This window comes from Bacillus sp. HNG (genome assembly GCF_003400205.1).
GTDB lineage: Bacteria > Bacillota > Bacilli > Bacillales > Bacillaceae_L > Ferdinandcohnia.
The window spans coordinates 16,674-34,515 of record NZ_QUQV01000027.1; the positions used below are offsets into that span (position 1 = coordinate 16,674).

At 34.6% G+C, this 17,842-nt stretch carries 24 protein-coding genes and 1 pseudogene; 9 read left to right on the forward strand and 16 right to left on the reverse strand.

The features are described 5' to 3' along the window. Positions 1-25: 25 nt before the first annotated feature. The 6 genes from DZB84_RS23495 to DZB84_RS23520 form a co-directional block, all read right to left on the reverse strand. On the reverse strand, positions 26-232 hold the full coding sequence (locus tag DZB84_RS23495; RefSeq protein WP_116354729.1) for a DUF1657 domain-containing protein: 207 nt from the start codon (positions 230-232) through the stop codon (positions 26-28). A 12-nt stretch (positions 233-244) separates the two neighbouring features. After that, the gene (gene spoVAE, locus DZB84_RS23500) at positions 245-595 is read right to left on the reverse strand and encodes a stage V sporulation protein AE (RefSeq protein ID WP_116354730.1); all 351 of its coding nucleotides are present in this window, start codon (positions 593-595) and stop codon (positions 245-247) included. Between the two features lies 1 nt (position 596). Beyond that, on the reverse strand, positions 597-1,610 hold the full coding sequence (gene spoVAD / locus DZB84_RS23505; protein WP_116354731.1) for a stage V sporulation protein AD: 1,014 nt from the start codon (positions 1,608-1,610) through the stop codon (positions 597-599). Further along, on the reverse strand, positions 1,610-2,089 hold the full coding sequence (gene spoVAC, locus DZB84_RS23510; protein WP_116354732.1) for a stage V sporulation protein AC: 480 nt from the start codon (positions 2,087-2,089) through the stop codon (positions 1,610-1,612). Before spoVAC ends, spoVAD begins: the two co-directional genes overlap by 1 nt. 16 nt (positions 2,090-2,105) lie before the next feature. Beyond that, complete coding sequence (locus DZB84_RS23515) at positions 2,106-2,561, reverse strand: YhcN/YlaJ family sporulation lipoprotein (protein WP_116354733.1); 456 nt, start codon at positions 2,559-2,561, stop codon at positions 2,106-2,108. A 78-nt stretch (positions 2,562-2,639) separates the two neighbouring features. After that, the gene (locus tag DZB84_RS23520; RefSeq protein ID WP_066229922.1) at positions 2,640-2,846 is read right to left on the reverse strand and encodes a DUF1657 domain-containing protein; all 207 of its coding nucleotides are present in this window, start codon (positions 2,844-2,846) and stop codon (positions 2,640-2,642) included. A 736-nt stretch (positions 2,847-3,582) separates the two neighbouring features. Between DZB84_RS23520 and DZB84_RS23525 the strand changes: the two genes are divergently transcribed. The 5 genes and pseudogenes from DZB84_RS23525 to DZB84_RS23545 form a co-directional block, all read left to right on the forward strand. Then, positions 3,583-3,855 (forward strand): hypothetical protein, encoded by a 273-nt coding sequence (locus DZB84_RS23525; RefSeq protein ID WP_034298115.1) that lies wholly within the window; start codon positions 3,583-3,585, stop codon positions 3,853-3,855. Positions 3,856-3,868: 13 nt separating this feature from the next. Beyond that, entirely contained in the window at positions 3,869-4,216 is a 348-nt protein-coding gene (locus DZB84_RS23530; protein ID WP_174752363.1) for a spore coat protein, read from the forward strand. 131 nt (positions 4,217-4,347) lie between these two features. Further along, a complete protein-coding gene (locus tag DZB84_RS23535) occupies positions 4,348-4,674 on the forward strand; it encodes a hypothetical protein (protein WP_009336493.1) in 327 nt (108 codons plus the stop codon). 119 nt (positions 4,675-4,793) lie between these two features. Then, positions 4,794-6,179: a S8 family peptidase gene (locus DZB84_RS23540; RefSeq protein WP_116354734.1), complete on the forward strand. Its 1,386-nt coding sequence runs from the start codon at positions 4,794-4,796 to the stop codon at positions 6,177-6,179. 97 nt (positions 6,180-6,276) lie between these two features. After that, positions 6,277-6,920 (forward strand): annotated as a pseudogene (locus DZB84_RS23545) (phospholipase D-like domain-containing protein); the annotation flags it as partial. Between the two features lie 216 nt (positions 6,921-7,136). Here DZB84_RS23545 and DZB84_RS23550 read toward each other — a convergent pair. The 5 genes from DZB84_RS23550 to DZB84_RS23570 all read right to left on the reverse strand — a co-directional run bounded on the left by DZB84_RS23550 (position 7,137) and on the right by DZB84_RS23570 (position 10,508). Then, positions 7,137-7,727 carry a PBECR4 domain-containing protein gene (locus DZB84_RS23550; RefSeq protein ID WP_116354735.1) on the reverse strand — a complete coding sequence of 197 codons (591 nt, stop codon included), beginning with the start codon at positions 7,725-7,727 and terminating at the stop codon, positions 7,137-7,139. A gap of 323 nt (positions 7,728-8,050) precedes the next feature. Further along, positions 8,051-8,323 (reverse strand): hypothetical protein, encoded by a 273-nt coding sequence (locus DZB84_RS23555; protein WP_116354736.1) that lies wholly within the window; start codon positions 8,321-8,323, stop codon positions 8,051-8,053. Next, entirely contained in the window at positions 8,307-9,104 is a 798-nt protein-coding gene (locus DZB84_RS23560) for a ParA family protein (protein WP_116354747.1), read from the reverse strand. The genes DZB84_RS23555 and DZB84_RS23560 overlap by 17 nt, the downstream gene beginning before the upstream one ends. A gap of 124 nt (positions 9,105-9,228) precedes the next feature. Then, positions 9,229-9,666 (reverse strand): hypothetical protein, encoded by a 438-nt coding sequence (locus DZB84_RS23565; protein WP_116354737.1) that lies wholly within the window; start codon positions 9,664-9,666, stop codon positions 9,229-9,231. A 233-nt stretch (positions 9,667-9,899) separates the two neighbouring features. Next, positions 9,900-10,508 carry a hypothetical protein gene (locus DZB84_RS23570; protein WP_116354738.1) on the reverse strand — a complete coding sequence of 203 codons (609 nt, stop codon included), beginning with the start codon at positions 10,506-10,508 and terminating at the stop codon, positions 9,900-9,902. Positions 10,509-10,898: 390 nt separating this feature from the next. On the opposite strand from DZB84_RS23570, the gene DZB84_RS23575 reads away from it, so the two are divergent. After that, a protein-coding gene (locus tag DZB84_RS23575; RefSeq protein WP_116354739.1) for an IS3 family transposase occupies positions 10,899-12,016 on the forward strand; the annotation gives its coding sequence in 2 pieces (ribosomal slippage) (positions 10,899-11,142 and positions 11,142-12,016; 1,119 coding nt in all). Between the two features lie 775 nt (positions 12,017-12,791). Here the strand turns inward: DZB84_RS23575 and DZB84_RS23585 are convergent. After that, the gene (locus tag DZB84_RS23585) at positions 12,792-13,196 is read right to left on the reverse strand and encodes a hypothetical protein (protein ID WP_116354741.1); all 405 of its coding nucleotides are present in this window, start codon (positions 13,194-13,196) and stop codon (positions 12,792-12,794) included. A 918-nt stretch (positions 13,197-14,114) separates the two neighbouring features. Here DZB84_RS23585 and DZB84_RS23590 point away from each other — a divergent pair. Then, the gene (locus DZB84_RS23590) at positions 14,115-15,362 is read left to right on the forward strand and encodes a replication initiation protein (protein WP_116354742.1); all 1,248 of its coding nucleotides are present in this window, start codon (positions 14,115-14,117) and stop codon (positions 15,360-15,362) included. A 181-nt stretch (positions 15,363-15,543) separates the two neighbouring features. Here DZB84_RS23590 and DZB84_RS25100 read toward each other — a convergent pair whose 3' ends face one another. The 3 genes from DZB84_RS25100 to DZB84_RS23595 form a co-directional block, all read right to left on the reverse strand. Beyond that, a complete protein-coding gene (locus DZB84_RS25100) occupies positions 15,544-15,714 on the reverse strand; it encodes a hypothetical protein (RefSeq protein WP_189655352.1) in 171 nt (56 codons plus the stop codon). A 182-nt stretch (positions 15,715-15,896) separates the two neighbouring features. Continuing rightward, entirely contained in the window at positions 15,897-16,034 is a 138-nt protein-coding gene (locus DZB84_RS25105) for a hypothetical protein (protein WP_189655353.1), read from the reverse strand. A gap of 291 nt (positions 16,035-16,325) precedes the next feature. Then, entirely contained in the window at positions 16,326-16,703 is a 378-nt protein-coding gene (locus tag DZB84_RS23595; protein ID WP_116354743.1) for a hypothetical protein, read from the reverse strand. A gap of 151 nt (positions 16,704-16,854) precedes the next feature. Between DZB84_RS23595 and DZB84_RS23600 the strand changes: the two genes are divergently transcribed. Together DZB84_RS23600 and DZB84_RS23605 are read left to right on the forward strand one after the other, a co-directional pair. After that, positions 16,855-17,091, forward strand: coding sequence for a helix-turn-helix domain-containing protein (locus DZB84_RS23600; protein WP_116354744.1), 237 nt, complete (start codon positions 16,855-16,857; stop codon positions 17,089-17,091). A 30-nt stretch (positions 17,092-17,121) separates the two neighbouring features. Beyond that, a complete protein-coding gene (locus DZB84_RS23605) occupies positions 17,122-17,328 on the forward strand; it encodes a helix-turn-helix domain-containing protein (RefSeq protein WP_116354745.1) in 207 nt (68 codons plus the stop codon). A 215-nt stretch (positions 17,329-17,543) separates the two neighbouring features. Here DZB84_RS23605 and DZB84_RS25110 read toward each other — a convergent pair whose 3' ends face one another. Next, positions 17,544-17,708: a hypothetical protein gene (locus DZB84_RS25110; RefSeq protein ID WP_189655354.1), complete on the reverse strand. Its 165-nt coding sequence runs from the start codon at positions 17,706-17,708 to the stop codon at positions 17,544-17,546. Between the last annotated feature and the right edge of the window lie 134 nt (positions 17,709-17,842).

Sequence of the window (17,842 nt, forward strand, 5' to 3'; positions counted from 1 at the left end):
TTACACCCCCTGTAAATATAGTTTTCTAGAAACCTTTGTACTGAAATTCCTCTCCTTCTAGTTCTCCTACTCTTTTTTTTAAATCTTTTGTTACTTCATGTACGACCATCATAGCCTCATGCAAAGTTCGCTTCGATTCATCATCAAGAGTCCGTAATGCTAAAATTGACAGACTTGCTTCTACTCCTTTTAAACTGACAAAACATTGTTTGACATCTGATCCTACTGTCATCCTAGATTCTCCTTATCCTTTTGGTTTAAAAAGTAAAGCTCCTAGCATGCCGAAAACAATGGCAGCTGAAATACCGGAACTAGTTACTTCAAACATTCCTGTCAGTACACCAACTAACCCATGTTTTTCTGCTTCCTGCATCGCACCATGAACAAGCGAATTTCCAAAACTTGTAATCGGAACGGTGGCCCCTGCCCCAGCAAAATCAATCAACGGTTCATATAAACCAAACCCATCTAAAATGGCCCCCACTACTACTAGGGTACTTAAGGTATGTCCCGGTGTAAGTTTGAAAACATCAAACATTATCTGTCCAATCACACAAATCAAACCACCTACTGCAAATGCCCAAAAATAGGTCATCTTATTGTTTACCTCCATATTCAATCGATACCGCATGTGCAATACAAGGAATCGTTTCATTTTGCTGAAAGGACAACGGTGAAAGCAAAGCACCTGTAGCCACAACTAACATTCGTTTAAATTCACCTTTTTTCATGCGGTTTAATAAATGCCCATAAACTACCGTTGCTGAACAGCCTGCACCGCTTGCCCCTGCAAGAACGGGTTGTCCTTCCCGATAAATCATAAGGCCACAATCTTGGTATTGTTCTTCACTAATAGGAGTTCCATGCTTTTTAAATAGATCCATGGACACTTCCTGTCCGATTTGCCCAAGGTCACCGGTTACAATTAAATCGTAATAAGATGGCTCAACATTTCGTTCCTTTAAATGGGCTTCAATGGTATCAACCGCAGCTGGCGCCATAGCTCCTCCCATGTTAAATGGATCTGTCAATCCCATATCGATTACACGACCAATTGTGGCAGATGTGACATGAGGTCCTTCCCCAGAATCACTTAATAGGGCTGCGCCTGCACCAGTAACCGTCCATTGTGCCGTAGGTGGCTTTTGTCCACCATACTCAGTTGGATACCGAAATTGTTTTTCAACAGCTGTATCATGACTGGAAGCTCCTGTTAACAAATATTTCGCTCCTTTTGTATTTACAATATAAGCACCTAGAGCCAGTCCTTCCATCGAGGTAGAGCAAGCACCGAATAAGCCAAAATAAGGCGCTCCAATCGTTCTGCTAGCGAAACTTGTTGGGGTGATTTGATTGATTAAGTCCCCAGCTAGGATAAATTGAACTTGATCCTTTTGTATGCCCCCTTTTTCCATGGCTTTTTGGCAAGCCTCTTCAAAAAGGATTTTATGTGCTTTCTCATAGGAATCCTGCCCAAGCCATAAATCAGCATGAAGAGTATCGAAATCATCTGGGATAGCACCATTGGCTTCAAATGGTCCACCAACGGTTCCAGTGGAGATAATGACAGGCTTTTGTTCAAAAATCCAAGTCCGATAACCCGTAAGCATTATAAACCACCCCACTTGATTAAAATGGTTTTAATGAGCGCAATGACAAAAGCAGAAAAAACACCAAATAAAATTACCGCCCCCGCCAATTTAAATATATTACCGCCTACGCCTAGAACAAATCCTTCTGATCGGTGCTCAATGGCAGGTGATATCACCGCATTTCCAAATCCTGTTACGGGTACAGCTGTTCCAGCACCTCCGAATTGGGCCATTCGATCATATACACCAAAACCAGTGAGAAGCATCGTAATAAAAATCAACGTACCTACCGTCGGATTTCCTGCCGTTTGCTCAGTAAAATCAAAATAATAAATGTAAAAGTCTGTAATAAACTGACCAATCAGACAAATAAGGCCACCGGTTAAAAAGGCCTTTATGCAATTTTGAACAACAGGTCTTTTGATTTCTCGTTGTTTTTGCAACTTTTGGTATTCCTGTTGTACAGGAGTGAGTTTTTTCTTTTGATTGTTAGACATAACTCTACCCTTCCTCTTAGGTTTGTTCTTTCATAAGACTTTTCAGTTTGTTCAAATCCTTTTTCAGGTTCTTCTTATTCGTATCATGTTGTTGTAACTTTTGTTCGATTTTTTCAAGCTCCCAGAACATTTTTTTATCACTAGACACAAATACTTTATAATCTGGATACATTCCTTCCAAGTCAGATTTTACTGACTTCTCGATATTTTTTAAACGGAAACGGTTGAAATTTTCGACTTTTACCGCTACTAAAAGCTCCTTATTTGTATTTACTGCCTTTACATCCGAAATTTCTTCCTTGGTAATAATCTTTTCTTTAGCATGATTAGAAACAGATTGTTCAATTGGTTTACTTGTATGTATTTGTGAAATACTCGAATGATTTTTCTCACCTACCTGATTATCGTTTCCGTTACACCCTGAACCCATTCCGATAAGGATTAAAATGAAAAATAACATTTTCACTTTCATGAAATCACCTCCATGTATTACCAGTATTGGGATGCTAAAAAAAGGTTGGCCTCTCAACCAACCTTTTCGCCATACTCATTATTGTTGTTTGTATTGAGGTTCTTCTTGTTCGATTTGTTGAACACGTGGTTCAACATTATCAATAACAGATTGGGTTTGGGTAGCAGCATCTTGATAAAGTTGCTTTGCTTGTTCATTATCTGTACTAAGAGCAAATGTTTCAAAGCTAGCTTGAGCGCTTTTTAATCCGGCTAAAGCTGTTTTAACGTCACTGATGACTGTCATGAATAACACCTCCTATATTTTATTTTGACCTTTATTAGATTGCAGTATAAAAAGATTTTTATTCATTGAATTTTATCAGACTTTAAATATTTAAAAATTTAGATTATGTAATTTTCCACTGCTTTTGGAAAAGATACACATGTAAGAAAAAGCGATGAGAGGAGGATAGTGAAAATGGACAATTAAGTTATTAATAAACGGATTAAAATACAGAAAATTTATTCGTAGTTACTATGTGTCTTGGAAATTGTTACATTGCAGGGAATTCCTTTTCAAACACAGTGAAGGACTTGTCAATGGAGTATTTTACAATTTGTTTGTCTCATTAATATTTTTTCAATAAACAAGAAAATGGTGAAAAAAGCGAGGTATACATTAGTAATGTACAAGGACTATACTGAAAATATTTTAGGAACAAAACCACGAGCTAGACATAAGAAAATAATTGAAAATTATTTGGATCAAAGTTTTACCAATCCTATCATACATAAGGAAATTCATGGTGATAAAGTCTATGTCCCCTTAGATTTAAACAGGGTCTGGAATAGGATAAATTAATATTTAGTTTAGCCACAAATACTCCCCACCTGCGTATAGGTGGGGAGTATTTAATGCTATCTAGAGGTGGGGGGGCTTTAAAACTAGTCTAAAATACCTGCATATTTTTGACCGCTGTGTGGCAATCTACCTAAAGTGATTACAACATTGTTAACAAGGAGGAAACATCATGCAACAAATGCAGACGGGTATGAATAATCAACAAGCACAAGCTTTAATGACACAACCGCCTGAAATAATGTCAACAAAGGATCATCTCTATGTAAACGATATGTTAAGCTGGAATTTACTTGCGATGAAGAAAATGCATTTTTTCGCTCAACAATGTCAAAATCCCGAAGTAAGAGCAGCACTTGAACAAGCTGGACAAATGCATGATCGACACTATCAACAGCTGCTTCAACAGATGCAACAGTATGTAACTCAACCTTCACAAAATATGAATCAATAAGGAGGAAACTATAGTGGAAAATAATACTCCAAACAGGATTAAAAATCCTGAAACACCAGTCCCTAAGACGCCGCAAATGAACGATAGAGATTTTCTAAACGATGCCTTAACTACGGAAAAATATATATCTTCCTCATACTCGACTGCATTAAAAGAAGCTAGCCATGAATCGTTGTATCGTACAATAGCGTCTGTTTCCCAAGAAACAGAAGACTGTCACCGCAATCTATATAACTTAATGTTTAAAAACGGATGGTACGGTTTGGAAAAAGAAACTCCACAAACTATTCAACAATCGGTTCAGCAATTTTCTAACTACATGCAAAGTCAAGATCCATATAGAGGTAATGTAATACAATAAAAGAACACGTGTTCAAGAAGAATAAACTCTAGGTAAAACAACAATAGTTATGCGAGACAAAAGGTTGGTTAGTTGTTAACCAACCTAGAAAATAATTTAGAATTTACAACATTCGAAAGGGCGGCGGTAAGATGAATCTTAAGTGGATGAAACTTTTATCAACGGTTTTTCTTTCAATTTTCTTGTTATTAGGGTGTAATAATGGAGATGACGATAATAATCCACCACCGGAGGATGTAACTCCAGGGACAGAGGAACCAATTGAAGATCCTATCGACGCAACAGATTCAGATACTATTGATCAACATAATGTCACCCCTGATACAGAAGAACCAATTGAAGATCCGATCGATGCAACAGATCCAGATACTATTGATGAACATAATGTCACCCCTGATACAGAAGAATCAATTGAAGATCCTGAAGACGCAACAGATCCAGATACTATTGATGAATAAGTTTATACACCGTTTGTTCTCAAACGGTGTTCTTTATGTATCAAGATTCAAGGATGTTAATAAGAAATTTAATACTAATATTGCAGCATTTTCTAATAACAAATTTATAGAGGTGTCTCATGACAAAATTACGAAAGTCCTTATTGGTTACTGTTTCCGTACTTATTCTTCTATCCATAGGGTTATTATTCATAGTACCAAATACAAGAAACAAAGAGAATCCCGAAAATAAAACAGTTGCTGTCAAAAACAAATTTAATCCCCCTATAACCAATGTCCAAAATGTTGAAAACGAAAAAAATGTTCTTCAAATAAACAGCCTTTCCATGGGTCAAACCATCAAGAATCAATTAAAAAATGATCCTTCCGTTTTTCTAATTAAACACAATGAAAAAACTGAGAGTCATTATATTAAGAAAGAAGTAAACGTTACATTCAAGACTCTTCCCTCAACAAAGGAAATAAAAAGGATAACACAGGAGATAAATGGCACTATCATTAAAAAGCTAAATTCTACGATTGTATTTCGTTCTAATACGCTTTCGACCAAGGAACTTATTGAATATTTTAACAGACAGGCTATGGTTGAATTTGCTGAACCCAATTATCTTTATCTGCAAAATCAAATTGGACTTCCTAATGATTTGCTATATAGAGAACAATACCAATGGAACTTATCGGCAATTCAAGCAGAAGCAGGCTGGGATATCACCAAAGGGGATGAACATATCATTATTGCTGTTATAGACACTGGCGTTGATCTGGACCATCCTGATTTGAGAAGACGAATTACAAATGGTTATAATGTACTGTTGAATAATAATTTCCCTGATGATGACAACGGGCATGGCACCCATGTAGCAGGAATCATTGCATCAGAAACAAACAACCATGAAGGTGTTGCAGGCATCACTTGGTATAACAAAATTATGCCTATAAAAGCAATGGGTGCCGAAGGGCATGGGACGACCTTTGATATAGCAAAAGGGATTTTTTGGGCAGTGGATCATGGAGCCGATGTCATTAATATGAGTTTAGGCAATTATCAGCATTCTTCCCTTTTAAAAGGGGCAATCGATTATGCATACAGTAAAAATGTTGTCTTGATTGCTGCAGCAGGAAATGAAAATACTATGCAGCCGAGCTATCCAGCTGCTTTTTCTAAGGTTCTAAGTGTCGCCGCCGTAAGTTACACCGGACAACGTGCCCCTTTCTCAAATTATGGAGATTATATCGATGTTGCAGCTCCCGGAGTTCAAATTCCGAGCACCTATTTTAACCAGCAGTATGCTGCCCTTTCAGGTACTTCTATGGCTTCACCACATGTAGCAGGACTAGCAGGTCTTTTGCTTTCAGTAAACCCTAATTTAACGAACCAAGAAGTAATAGACATTATTAAGAATTCTACTTATGATTTAGGAATCCCTGGAACTGATCACGAATTTGGTAGTGGCTTAATTAATGTAAAGAATGGATTGGAAGATGCCCAAAGCAAAAGGCAATAATCCCTTTTTGAAACCGTTGCTTTTCGTTGTTATAAAACTTCTACATGGTGTACATTGTTTGTACATGATAATGGAAAAACTAAGGAGGGAATTTTAGTTGGAGTGGATTTTTTATCTATACCTGTTAAATACGTTCTTTATGTTATTCATAGCTATTTGGGAAGTTCGTCGTCCTGCCAAGGCTTTGAATTGGATAATAATCGTCCTTGTTTTGCCTATCATTGGTTTCTGGCTATATCTTAGCACATCAAATCCCAAGATTATTCATCGGAAAAGATTGACCTCTTCTCATAATGAGTCTGATAAATTACCTGATACATATACTGATTCAGCATCGATAATCGCCGATGCTTTAAGGTATTTTACTGTAGGCGGGCTTCGAGTCGGCAAAGTCCACGTACTAAACAATGGAATAGCAAAATATGAACAACTCATCGAATCCCTACAAAAAGCCCAAAAAACCATTGATCTGGAATATTACATCTATCGGAATGACCAAATAGGTAATCGCATCACAGAACTGCTGATTGAAAAAGCAGTAAATGGAGTTCGGGTTCGTTTTATTAGAGATGGTTGGGGGAGTAAAAAATTCCCGCGAAAAAAATCCTTCAGATGGTGGAAGCAGGGATAGAATGCCGGACAATATTTCCTTTACGCTTTCCCTGGATTTTATCTAATTGGAATTATCGGGATCATTGTAAGATTGTCACGGTCGACGGAAAGGAAGCTTTTACTGGTGGCAGTCACGACTCCAATCCTCCAACGTTGTTTTCTTCTTTTCTTCCAATGTTGTTTTTTTATTAAATAATGTTTTTTCAAAAACTGACTAGCACAATCCCAAGACTTCATTTTAATAGGATTTTAGGAATTCATAATTCAACATAATTTATCTTATGTTGAATTATAAAAATCATAAAAAATTACTATAAAATAAAAAAAGACTCCCGAAATGGGAGCCTAATCAATCTCTATATTAATATGTTTAACAGGTAGCTGCACTCTTCCTGATATATGGTCATCTTTCTTGCGGTCGTAAAAACTCTTTGGATAATAGTAATCTGAATCTGGATCTTTATCCAATCCCAAATGCAAATATGTATTATCTAAATGGTTATAGAGAATAATATCAACATCAAGATTTGTGTTTAAACCGTCATTTGAAAAGACAATTACTGTTGGGTTTTGAACAATTTGATGTACAAATGGAAAATACAGCATTCGATTTCTTTTTGATTTGAACCATGTCCTATCTGTAGCTTTCAAAAAGTCAAAAGTGAGCGTTCCATTTTCTAGCTTTTGATAACCTGTTTTACCAGCATACTCATGTTTATTTTTAAGCTTAGCCACTATGTATTGAATCCCTAATAAGTGACACAGGTTTTCTTCTTTGAAACGCAGTTTAATCGATGGTCTATCGGTATCATCTAATTCAAAATGAAAAACTCTTCCACATAAATGTTCCTTGTAAAACTCTTGGAATAGTTGAAGGGAAACGTCTTTTATATTTGGTTTTTTCTGTATCGTAAGTAAATCTGTAACTGATAACATTTCTTAATTTCCCCTAAAACGAAAAATTGACCCTGGAAACAAGCCCAAGGTCAATTATACTTTAAATTCGACATTATTTGTTAAATTTTTAAAAAATAAGGTGGTCGGTACCAGGAAGGAATCCCCGTACTGGATATATCGTAGTATCTTTATCGTCCCCTACGCGGGAGTGTAGAGCCACCCGTCTACACCGGATATAATCTCATCCTCAAACTTATTATAGCCAAATCGGCGATAATATACAAGGGAAAATCATGGTTTTTCGTAACGCACAGTTACATTTTCACGAAATAGCTACGTTTTTTCGTAAATTCCTTCGAATTTTACTTTAATTCGTCTAGATATTTCTCTAATGCCTCTTCTATCAATATATAGATATTTCTCTCTTGTAATAAGGACTGCATCTTTAATTCCTTGTGCAGATCGGTGCGTAAATCGAATGACACGCGCTTTCTCTCTATCTTCTTTTCTTCTTTTCTTGGAACGTTTATTTCTTCTTTGTTTTCTTCATTCCCTACTTCTTCGTTTAATGCAAAAGTTGGACTTATTGTTTTTTGACTACGCATTTTATTTTTAATATCATTTACTTTCGACACGGCTCAACAACTCCTTATAAAAATCTTCGTATTGTTCTAATGCTTGTCTTATTTCCGCATTTTTATTAAATCCATACAACGCTAAGCGACCTGTAGGAGCTCTCCTTGTAATGATCGTATCAAATACTTCTTCTGGATAATCTTCTGCAATTAATTCATTAAATGCTTTTGCGTCACTTCTACGTACATCATTCATTGTTCTTAAGATCCCTAAAACTTCTACACCTTTTTCTCCAAACTCACGAGCTCCTTCTACTGTATCCATGAAATTAGGTACTGCAGAATAACACCAATTTGAACATTCAAACATCACTATAACGTAATCGCTGGAGCATAATGCATTAGTCGTTTGTTCACTCAATGAAGGTGGTGTATCTATTACAATGAAATCATATTCGTCACTGACTTGTTCTAGGGTTTTGTCCAATATTAAACTTGGACTTCCTTTAAAGGGAATACTCTCTCCTTGATACGTTTTACCTGTATAGATCCATCTAGGGAATGTAGCAAGAAAGTTATTTGCTGCGAGCAAGTCTAACTTTTCATTTATCGGATATATGTATTCTCTTACGTTGTTATGTTGCATTGCTTCTAGTACAGATTTACCTAGAAAATCATTAGAAGGTTTTTCAGCCAGTAATTCAGTTAAATTACCTTGTGAGTCCATATCAATCGCTAGCACCTTATAACCGTCTCTGCTTAGTAAATGCGCAAGAATCCCAGTTGTTGTTGATTTACCACATCCACCTTTTTGAATTCCCATTGTGATAGTAATTGCCATATCTAAACCTCCAATCTTCCAACGTTGTTTTCTTCTTTTCTTCATTGTCTTATATTTTAACTGTTTTGATAAGAAATGAAAACCACCACCACACAAAAAAAACACCCTCTAAAAGAGAGTGCTACTAATACCTATAAACCTTATAAAAGCTTAATGTGAAATCCCCATATTCCGTTCTACCATCTGTTTTAATATCGAAATCTCGTTTCATTGCTTTTTTTATTCTTTTGTAAGTAGGCGTTGTAGAAAGGTATTCTTTATTATTATGAAGGCAGAATAAGCATTCGACAGACAAATTGATAATTGGTTTATCGTCTTCATATGTTATTTTAATAAATTCATCTTTCTCCTTATCCAATTGTGCATCACTAGTTCTGTACTCTGTTCTAAATTCATCTAAACCGTATTTATTCTCAGCACTTTTGATTAGACGATCTTTTATCGTTTCAACCGGATATAGTGAAAAGAACGTTTGTAAAAACTTCTCTAACATATTCCATTCTCTGTGCCATTTTTCTCTCTCTTGTTCCTTTTTTATCTTATCAATTTTATTCCATACCACCCTATAACCCCCTGTACTTTTGGTTTATAAAAATCTATGGGAGCATTTAAGTGTTTATTCTATATAGTTTCAAGTTAAGACTTATTTCGGAAATAGGTCGCAAGGAAATAAAAAATACTCTCTTTTTAGAAGAGAGCAGTATTTCCCCACAGACGCTTTTTGCAAGCTGCGCTTTGCAATAAAGCATATGCTCCCCCACATAGAAAATATGCATGTTTCACTAAACTTTTTCATTAAGTTCCAAAGTTCATATCTTCTTTTTGTGCGATAATCTTTTCAATTTCCCTCCAATGGCGGCCATATTGTCTTGCATGCCTTTTGGTTAAAAACGAATTATCGTATTCCGGATAGCGTTGGGATGGTGGAGCTAGAGCTTTCATTAAGAATGGGCTTTGTCTTTTTCCGTTAAATCTTGTTATGACAATCGCATGATAAGCCTCTGTCTGCATTGCTGTTTCAACATCGAATGTCGGTTTTAATTGTTCTGCTAAATCCTCATATACCTTTTTGTTATCATTGGCAAATAGGAACCAGTTGATTCCTGCAGCACGAATATCATCGTCTAAACCATGTTTTAGTAGTTTGAAGTGGTGGAAAGCAAAAAGCCCCGCTAATCTCCATTTAGGTCCTTCTAATAAAATCCTTTGCATTAAGTTTTTTAAGCCTTCAGTCAAATACTGATGAGGTTCATTAAATACGATAAAAGTTTTAGATTCGTTTGGATCCATGAGTAACTTTGTCATAAACACTTTGAGCGTTATCCAATGTGCTAGCGTTCTTGTCGGTATTGGTCCTAACTTCCGATTCGGTATTCTTAAGATAATTACTTTGCCTTCCTTCATCCACCTTTCAAAGTCTAATTCTGGATGAGGGTCTTGTGCAAAGATGTTAAATGTTGCTTCATTACCTAAAAACTCTTCTAACCGGTAAAGAATTGAGTTTGCCTTTGCTTCAAGTGCCTTCTGTGGATAGGTTACACTTAGCTGGACAAAAAAATTAAGGGCTAGCAGACTGATAGAGAATTAAGTATATCAACTATAAGAACGGGAAAGAGTGATACTAGTAACTTTATAAGGAGGGGTGGGTATGCTAGCCTGCTTGGCAAGCCAGCGATCCCTTTGAGAGCTGGTTGCCTGGCTGGATCAAGCATACCCACAGAGGCTCCATGTCAAGTTACGGATACTTACACTTCGCTCGTAGTCTGCTACGTACCAGTTAAGGAGACTGATAATATGGGATCAAGACGTACATTTACTGATGAATTCAAGGCACAAATGGTGAAGTTATATGAAAGTGGTAAGTCAAGAAAAGACATTGTAAAGGAATATGAATTAACTGCTTCTGCCTTGGATAGATGGATTATCCAAAGCCAAGGAACGGGTTCATTCAAAGAAAAAGACAATCGTTCAATAGAAGAAAATGAACTAATTGAACTACGAAAAGAAAATAAGCGATTACAAATGGAAAACGATATTTTAAAGCAAGCAGCGCTGATAATCGGACGAAGGTAAATGTGATTAGGCAAAATGCCCACAAGTACCCTGTATCAGCAATGTGTAAGGTCCTACAAATCCAAAGAAGTACCTATTATTATGAAGCAAAAGCTAGAGATAACAAGGATGATGAATTGACCATTACTATTACTGAGATATTTCATAAAAGCCGTCAGAATTATGGAACTCGTAAGATTAAACATGAGTTAAAAAAACTAGGTTTACAGGTATCTAGAAGACGTATAAGCCGTATCATGAACGAAAATGGACTTGTATCTAAATACACCGTTGCCCAGTTTAAACCACATGTTGAAAAGCCTAATGAGTCAGCGGTAAAAAATGAATTAAACAGGGAATTTAACCAGGATACTCCCCTAGCTGTTGTAGTGAGCGATTTGACATATGTAAGGGTCCAAAATTCGTGGCATTATATATGTTTATTTGTCGACCTTTTCAATAGGGAAATCATTGGATTTAGTCCAGGTCCAAATAAAGATGCCCAGCTTGTGTATCGAGCTTTATCAACGATTAAAGGTGATTTACGAAAGATTCGTATGTTCCACACAGACCGTGGAAGTGAATTCAAAAACAAAGTAATTGACGAGGCATTGGACACATTCGAAATACAGCGTTCATTAAGCTTAAAAGGCTGTCCTTATGACAACGCAGTAGCTGAAGCCACGTTTAAGATAATTAAAACAGAATTCTGTAAGGGGCAAACATTTGAAAGCTTGGAAGATCTACACAGTAAATTAAGTGATTATGTGGGATGGTTTAACAATGAAAGAATTCATGGAACCCTTGACTATCTAAGTCCCATTGAATTTAAAAAGATACACCCTAAAAAAAGTGTCTAGTTTAGTGTTGACATACCAGACTAAAATTTCATTCTTCTTATGAATTTCCCGTTAAATACAATATTTTAATGAAAATAAACTTTACTTTCCAAGGTGAAGAATTCGATTTGAAAGGCAAAATCATCAGAAGAGAAGACCATATTAAAGGAAAGTTAGTTTCATATGGTGTAGAGTTTGTTGATTTATCTGTAAATGACATCAAAAGATTAAACATAGCGCTACACAATTATCAAGTCGAACAAAGGAATAAAATAAGTTAACAAATAGTGTGAGCCCCCACCATCGCGTGAGGGCTTTTAAAATTTCAAATTAAAAAGGCCCCATCTTCGAAAAGTATAGGGCTAATGTTCTATATAGTTAACCGAGAGACTAGATGAAACTTATATTTACCTTAATTCGTATTAGCTTTATAAAAGCACGAAGGGAGTCTCTCAAATGATCGGAAATCCATCTGACATATTATCAATAGCATCTGATATTGTCTGGACACTAGCCCCAATAATCACCGCAGCAATTGTTTATAAAAAATATGTGGGGTGATGGGACCGTTTCACCCTCAAAATTTAGCACGATTTTATACGTAAAAATTCAGGAAATAAATTTTTATTTGCACGCAAAACGTTGATAAATCAGCAATGTATAAAATAATGCATATGACCTTAAGTATACTTATCTCTAAAACCTCATCGTAATGGGGTTTTTTATATTTTGTAATTCAACTTAATATTAACTATGTTGAGAAATATTGAATATCATATACATTGATATACAATAATTACTCAACTTTAAATCCTTCTAATTGGTGTTTCCAATAGTTCGCATAGTCCCGGATATCGTACAAAGAACTATGTAATTTACTAATATTTTTTAAGGCTACCTGGTTTACTGGTAAAAGTACTGAGTTATGCAGCATATCACATAATGCTGGCAAGTAAAAACGTGAAGCGATACCGACGGTTTCATATTTTCCTAAGTCTTTTAAGTCCGATGTTAAATTGTCTTTTAAGGATCTATATTTTTCTTTTATTTCACTTATTGCAACTCTTTTTTCCTCTGCATTTTTAATACTTTCAAGCTTCTCAATATCTTTATAAATTTCGTCCGTATCCTGGATGAAGCCATCTAACCTCTCAATCGTATGTTCCTTCTCCATGTCTACAACCTGTTTTTTCAGTGCCACAACCTCCTCGTTTTATAAACCCTCTCCTTATGTCCAATTTAATACAAAATAGTTGAGAAGTGGAGGAAAGTTGAAGTAATTTACCTTTTTCTCTACATGAACTCTTATATTAAACTTTGTACTTTTTTATCAACTTTTTTTCACTAACCTTATCAAAACTTATCATTTTCTCGTTTTTTTCGTATTTTGTATCATGTAACTTTATTCCGTGCGCGTGTCGTGTCATCAGTCAATCCTTTGGTATCAATGACTTTTTCCAACTGTTTTCGAAAATTCATAAAATTACTCCTACTATAAATGTTTATTTCTTCTTTTCTTCCAACGTTTATTGATTGAAGATAAACTACTGCATTTATTAGTACCTATCTCCCATGTTTTACAACTAAAACGGACTGCAATTACTTTTCTACATAGCATAAACTATGTTGGGAAATGTTGAATATCGATATATATCATATTCATTTACACATCTTTAGATCCTTTTAACTTGTGTTAGTAGTGATTGATTTAAATAATATATCAATTTATGTTACACATAATAATCTTGTTTTGTTGTTTTACTTATTATATTTTAAATGTTTTTATTGTTTTATTGTTTTCGACATGAATAAAACTAGGATTCATGCTATTTCGACAATCATATATATAACAAAAATGGTCTTAACTATAACAAATTTGGTTCTAAACAAAACGAAAATGGTTTTAATTATAACAAATTTGGTTTATCAACCATAACAAAAATGGTCTTAACTATAACAAATTTGGTTGAACGATAACGAAAATGGTCTTAACTATAACAAATTTGGTTTATCAACCATAACAAAAATGGTTTTTAGATAAATGAGTCTTGTGTAACAAAAAAATACTTTTGTTATACTTAAGTTTTTGTCATAATTGAACTAGGGAAGGGGATATAACATGATAGATACAAAAATGGTTGAGGCAAGTCCAAATAATTTAGTAACAAAATCGAATATGCTAATAGAGGCAAACTATAAGTTGGGTGTCGTTGAGCAAAAAATCATTTTGTGTTTAGCAAGTAATATCCAACCAACAGATTCAGACTTTAAGACTTATACTTTATCAATAAAGGAGTTTAATAAACTTTTAGGTCTTAAAGGTAATCCAAAATATACGGAATTAAGACAAATTACTAAAGAACTAATGCAAAAGGTTTTTGAAGTCCGTATAGATAAAAAGGTGATACAGGTAGCCTGGCTAAGTTTTGTAGCATACAACGAGACAGAAGGGACCATTGATATCCGTTTTGACCCTTTTTTAAGACCATATTTACTACATTTAAAAAAGGAATTTACAAGTTATAAATTAGAAAATGTCGTTAAACTAAAAAGTACCTATGCTATTCGTTTATATGAACTCTTGAAACAGTACGAGAAGATCCGGGAACGAACATTGCCGTTATTAGAACTAAGGAAGATGGTAGGTGCAGTAGATATATATCCAGCTTACGGAAATTTTAAACAACGCGTTTTAATTCCGGCACAAAAAGAATTAAATAAAAAAACCGATATTTCTTTTGAGATAGAAGAGATTAAAATTGGTCGTCGAGTGGAGAAAATAAAATTTGTTATAATTTCGTCTAAGAAGAAAAATAACAATATCGATAAGCAACTATCGTTGTTCGAGGGTAACCTGGAGGATACTAAAATTGAAGAGTCCTTTAGTAATCAGATGAAAAAACTTGCATTAAAGTTAGGAATATCAATTTCTGATGATTTAATTAGGAATTGGGAAAAATATGGCCAGGAAAACGTACTAGAACTAATGCAAAAAATGACTGCAAGAAAAGATATTGATAATCCAATTGGGTACATAACAACAGTATTGAAATCGACTACAGAAGCTTTTAAACAAGTCTCGGTAAGTTCAGATGAGCAATCGATATTAATACAGCTCATTTCTTACTTTCGTAAGTCAATAGAACCTCTTCCAAATTGGTTGATTCAAGAAAAGTCTATAGAAATTATACAAAATGTATTGGATATAAACTTTGATGAGGCAAGTATATTATTTAATGCCTTAAAAGCAGATCTTTTTTTAGCTTTAGATATTAATGAACCGAATCAAAAAGAAAATACTTTGGAAGCAAATGAAGAATTTGAGAAAAAGAAAAAGATTTTTTATGAACGTCTAAAGAAAATATAACAATTTTGGTTACTAATATATCTTACTAACAACCTACCAGATGAGGTGGGTTGTTAATTTATAAACAGACAAAATTTTTAGGGTTGCAATACTCTATTTCAATAATTTTCATGATCACAAGGTTTGAGAGGACCCAGCAGTTTTCCATAGTGCTCATTTTCCGCATAAAATCCTGCATATTTTAAATCCATTTCCCAATCTCTTTTACGGCCTTCCTGATGGACTTTAATTGTTCCGTTAATAACTCGATATTATGCTGTTTATATTCGTGGTCTGGACCGTTCTTTTCCTCTTCAAGTTGTTGCTCCCAGTTTCGTTCCCATTCCTTTAGGTTATTCCATTTATCCAGCACCCTAGGAATATTCTCATATTGTTGGATAAGACTTGAACCTACAAATAAAATATTAATAAAACAAAGCCCTACCTCGATTAAGAGATAGGACTTATTTCATGTTAATTTCACATTATTTTCATCTTCAAATTCCTTTAATGCTTCAGCTACAATATCGTCTTTATTACCTGCTTTCGTGAATCTTATCCCTTGATGCCCCCCTGTTTCGGTAGCACAAATACATCAATTTCACCATTTGCCATCTCAGCTACTGTCAAATTTACCATTGATTTAATTTCCTGAATTGCAGTTAGTTCCTTAATTTCAGTATTGGCTATCATTTTATCATCCCCCTACTTACAAAAATTCTATAAGTAGAAGGTTAAACCTTTCCCATACTGTGACAGAAATGTGATTATTTAATGTCGGAATAAACAGTTACAAGGAAAGTATTAAACCCACTCCACCTACTTCCACCTTTGTTGATATGACGTTTTTTGAATTAGTCTAGCGGTTTTATATTATCAGTCATAAAAAACGCCTACAGGGGCATCTAACAGCTTTTAGGACTAAAAACTAAAAAAGAATTGACCCATTCCAAAGAATCGGTGGATAATCCATCCCGATTTAATTCATGAATTGATTGTCTCCTCTATAATAAATTCGAATTCCTCGTATTTATCTTCCGTCTCTTCGACATTAGATAGTTCTATTTCACCCGATATAACAGTAATATCCTCTTCAAATTCAAAGTGAAATCCTTCTAAGCGAAGAGAGACCTCTTTTGTTTTTTTAATCAGATATTTCTTTGCAATCGTTATTTCTATAGGGATACAGTCCTTAATTTCTGTTATCCTATTTTCATTCTTTATTTCTCTTATAACGATAAACTTCCCAAAAATCTCGATGTCATTTCCGACTTCTTTAATCTCATAATCAACATCCATTGAGATCTTGTTTATAATTCCACTTACTAAATTAGGTAATTTTTCTTTAAAAGTTAGTTGCAAATTAACTCATCTCCTACCAAATTTGTTATTAGAAGATATGACAACTAGTAGTTATAAATTCCCTTGGAAGAGATGAAAGACGTTATTTACTTTAATACCTGACTTTGATACTAATAAAATAAAGTTCAGAAAATGGAAAGGGCAAACCATCATGCTTTTTACTATAGGGCAGAGTCTTAGAATGTTGCGATTTAAGAAGAATCTTACTCAATTAGAAGTCGCGCGAAATATTGGAATAAGCGTTAATTCTCTTAGCAGATATGAAAATGATGAGCGTTTCCCTAAGAAAAAGGTTATCGAAAAACTTGCTGATTTTTACGGGGTTGAAGTTAATCAAATTCTAATTAATGCTTATACCTCTGAAGAAAATGGGGAAGGAATGAATTAACCCTGGCTAATTAAACTGGAGGTGATTCATTTGCAACGAAATACTTTAACAACCGAAGAGGTTGCTGAATACATAGGTGTTCACAAAGATATGATTTATACAATGGTCCGTCAGAAACAGATTCCTCATTTCCGAGTTCGCAGACGGATATTATTTAACCACGAAACAATTGATGCCTGGATCCAAGAACAAATAAAAGAGTCCGTTCAAACTAAAGAGGCTGTAGCCGAACGCTGAGCAAAATATCGAAAAAACTCGAAATTCTTACAAATTGGGTTGTTCAAGTCGATGTTATGTAAACTAAATAGGTTTCGATAAGAACAACTTTTCCCTATTTGCAGTAATATAGACATTAATCTCAAATTCGATACTTAACATAAATTACGTAATTTTTTATCCAAACCTTTATTTTTGAAAAAAGCCTAACCACTTGAAAGGCTAGGCTAGTTTGCTCAGTTCATTTTTTCTGAGTTGCTTTTAGAATCAATCTTAATATTTCCTATTGATAACTCCACAAAATTTACTTCCTTACCGTATTTACGAGATAATATCTTTTCGATAATCGGCTTCAATTTGAGGACCTTTTCTTCTGTTAGTTTAAATCCTTTTAAGCTCAATGTGGTACCTCCCTCTATAAAGTTAATTTATCTCACGAATACTCTCTTTTTCTCAAAATTTCATAACCACCTAATAGTTGACACACCAAAATTAATGGATATTAATTGTATTTCTTTAAATGATTTACAGGTTG

What these genes read in the sequence shown, in the direction of transcription:
- DZB84_RS23600 (WP_116354744.1), top strand. Translation starts at nt 16,855, where the DNA reads ATGCTTTTTACTATAGGGCAGAGTCTTAGAATGTTGCGATTTAAGAAG.
- DZB84_RS25105 (WP_189655353.1), bottom strand. Translation starts at nt 16,034, where the DNA reads ATGATAGCCAATACTGAAATTAAGGAACTAACTGCAATTCAGGAAATT.
- DZB84_RS23540 (WP_116354734.1), top strand. Translation starts at nt 4,794, where the DNA reads ATGACAAAATTACGAAAGTCCTTATTGGTTACTGTTTCCGTACTTATT.
- DZB84_RS23535 (WP_009336493.1), top strand. Translation starts at nt 4,348, where the DNA reads ATGAATCTTAAGTGGATGAAACTTTTATCAACGGTTTTTCTTTCAATT.
- spoVAE (WP_116354730.1), bottom strand. Translation starts at nt 595, where the DNA reads ATGACCTATTTTTGGGCATTTGCAGTAGGTGGTTTGATTTGTGTGATT.
- DZB84_RS23525 (WP_034298115.1), top strand. Translation starts at nt 3,583, where the DNA reads ATGCAGACGGGTATGAATAATCAACAAGCACAAGCTTTAATGACACAA.
- DZB84_RS23550 (WP_116354735.1), bottom strand. Translation starts at nt 7,727, where the DNA reads ATGTTATCAGTTACAGATTTACTTACGATACAGAAAAAACCAAATATA.
- DZB84_RS23560 (WP_116354747.1), bottom strand. Translation starts at nt 9,104, where the DNA reads ATGGCAATTACTATCACAATGGGAATTCAAAAAGGTGGATGTGGTAAA.
- DZB84_RS23515 (WP_116354733.1), bottom strand. Translation starts at nt 2,561, where the DNA reads ATGAAAGTGAAAATGTTATTTTTCATTTTAATCCTTATCGGAATGGGT.
- DZB84_RS23495 (WP_116354729.1), bottom strand. Translation starts at nt 232, where the DNA reads ATGACAGTAGGATCAGATGTCAAACAATGTTTTGTCAGTTTAAAAGGA.
- DZB84_RS23570 (WP_116354738.1), bottom strand. Translation starts at nt 10,508, where the DNA reads ATGAAGGAAGGCAAAGTAATTATCTTAAGAATACCGAATCGGAAGTTA.
- DZB84_RS23520 (WP_066229922.1), bottom strand. Translation starts at nt 2,846, where the DNA reads ATGACAGTCATCAGTGACGTTAAAACAGCTTTAGCCGGATTAAAAAGC.
- spoVAC (WP_116354732.1), bottom strand. Translation starts at nt 2,089, where the DNA reads ATGTCTAACAATCAAAAGAAAAAACTCACTCCTGTACAACAGGAATAC.
- DZB84_RS23590 (WP_116354742.1), top strand. Translation starts at nt 14,115, where the DNA reads ATGATAGATACAAAAATGGTTGAGGCAAGTCCAAATAATTTAGTAACA.
- spoVAD (WP_116354731.1), bottom strand. Translation starts at nt 1,610, where the DNA reads ATGCTTACGGGTTATCGGACTTGGATTTTTGAACAAAAGCCTGTCATT.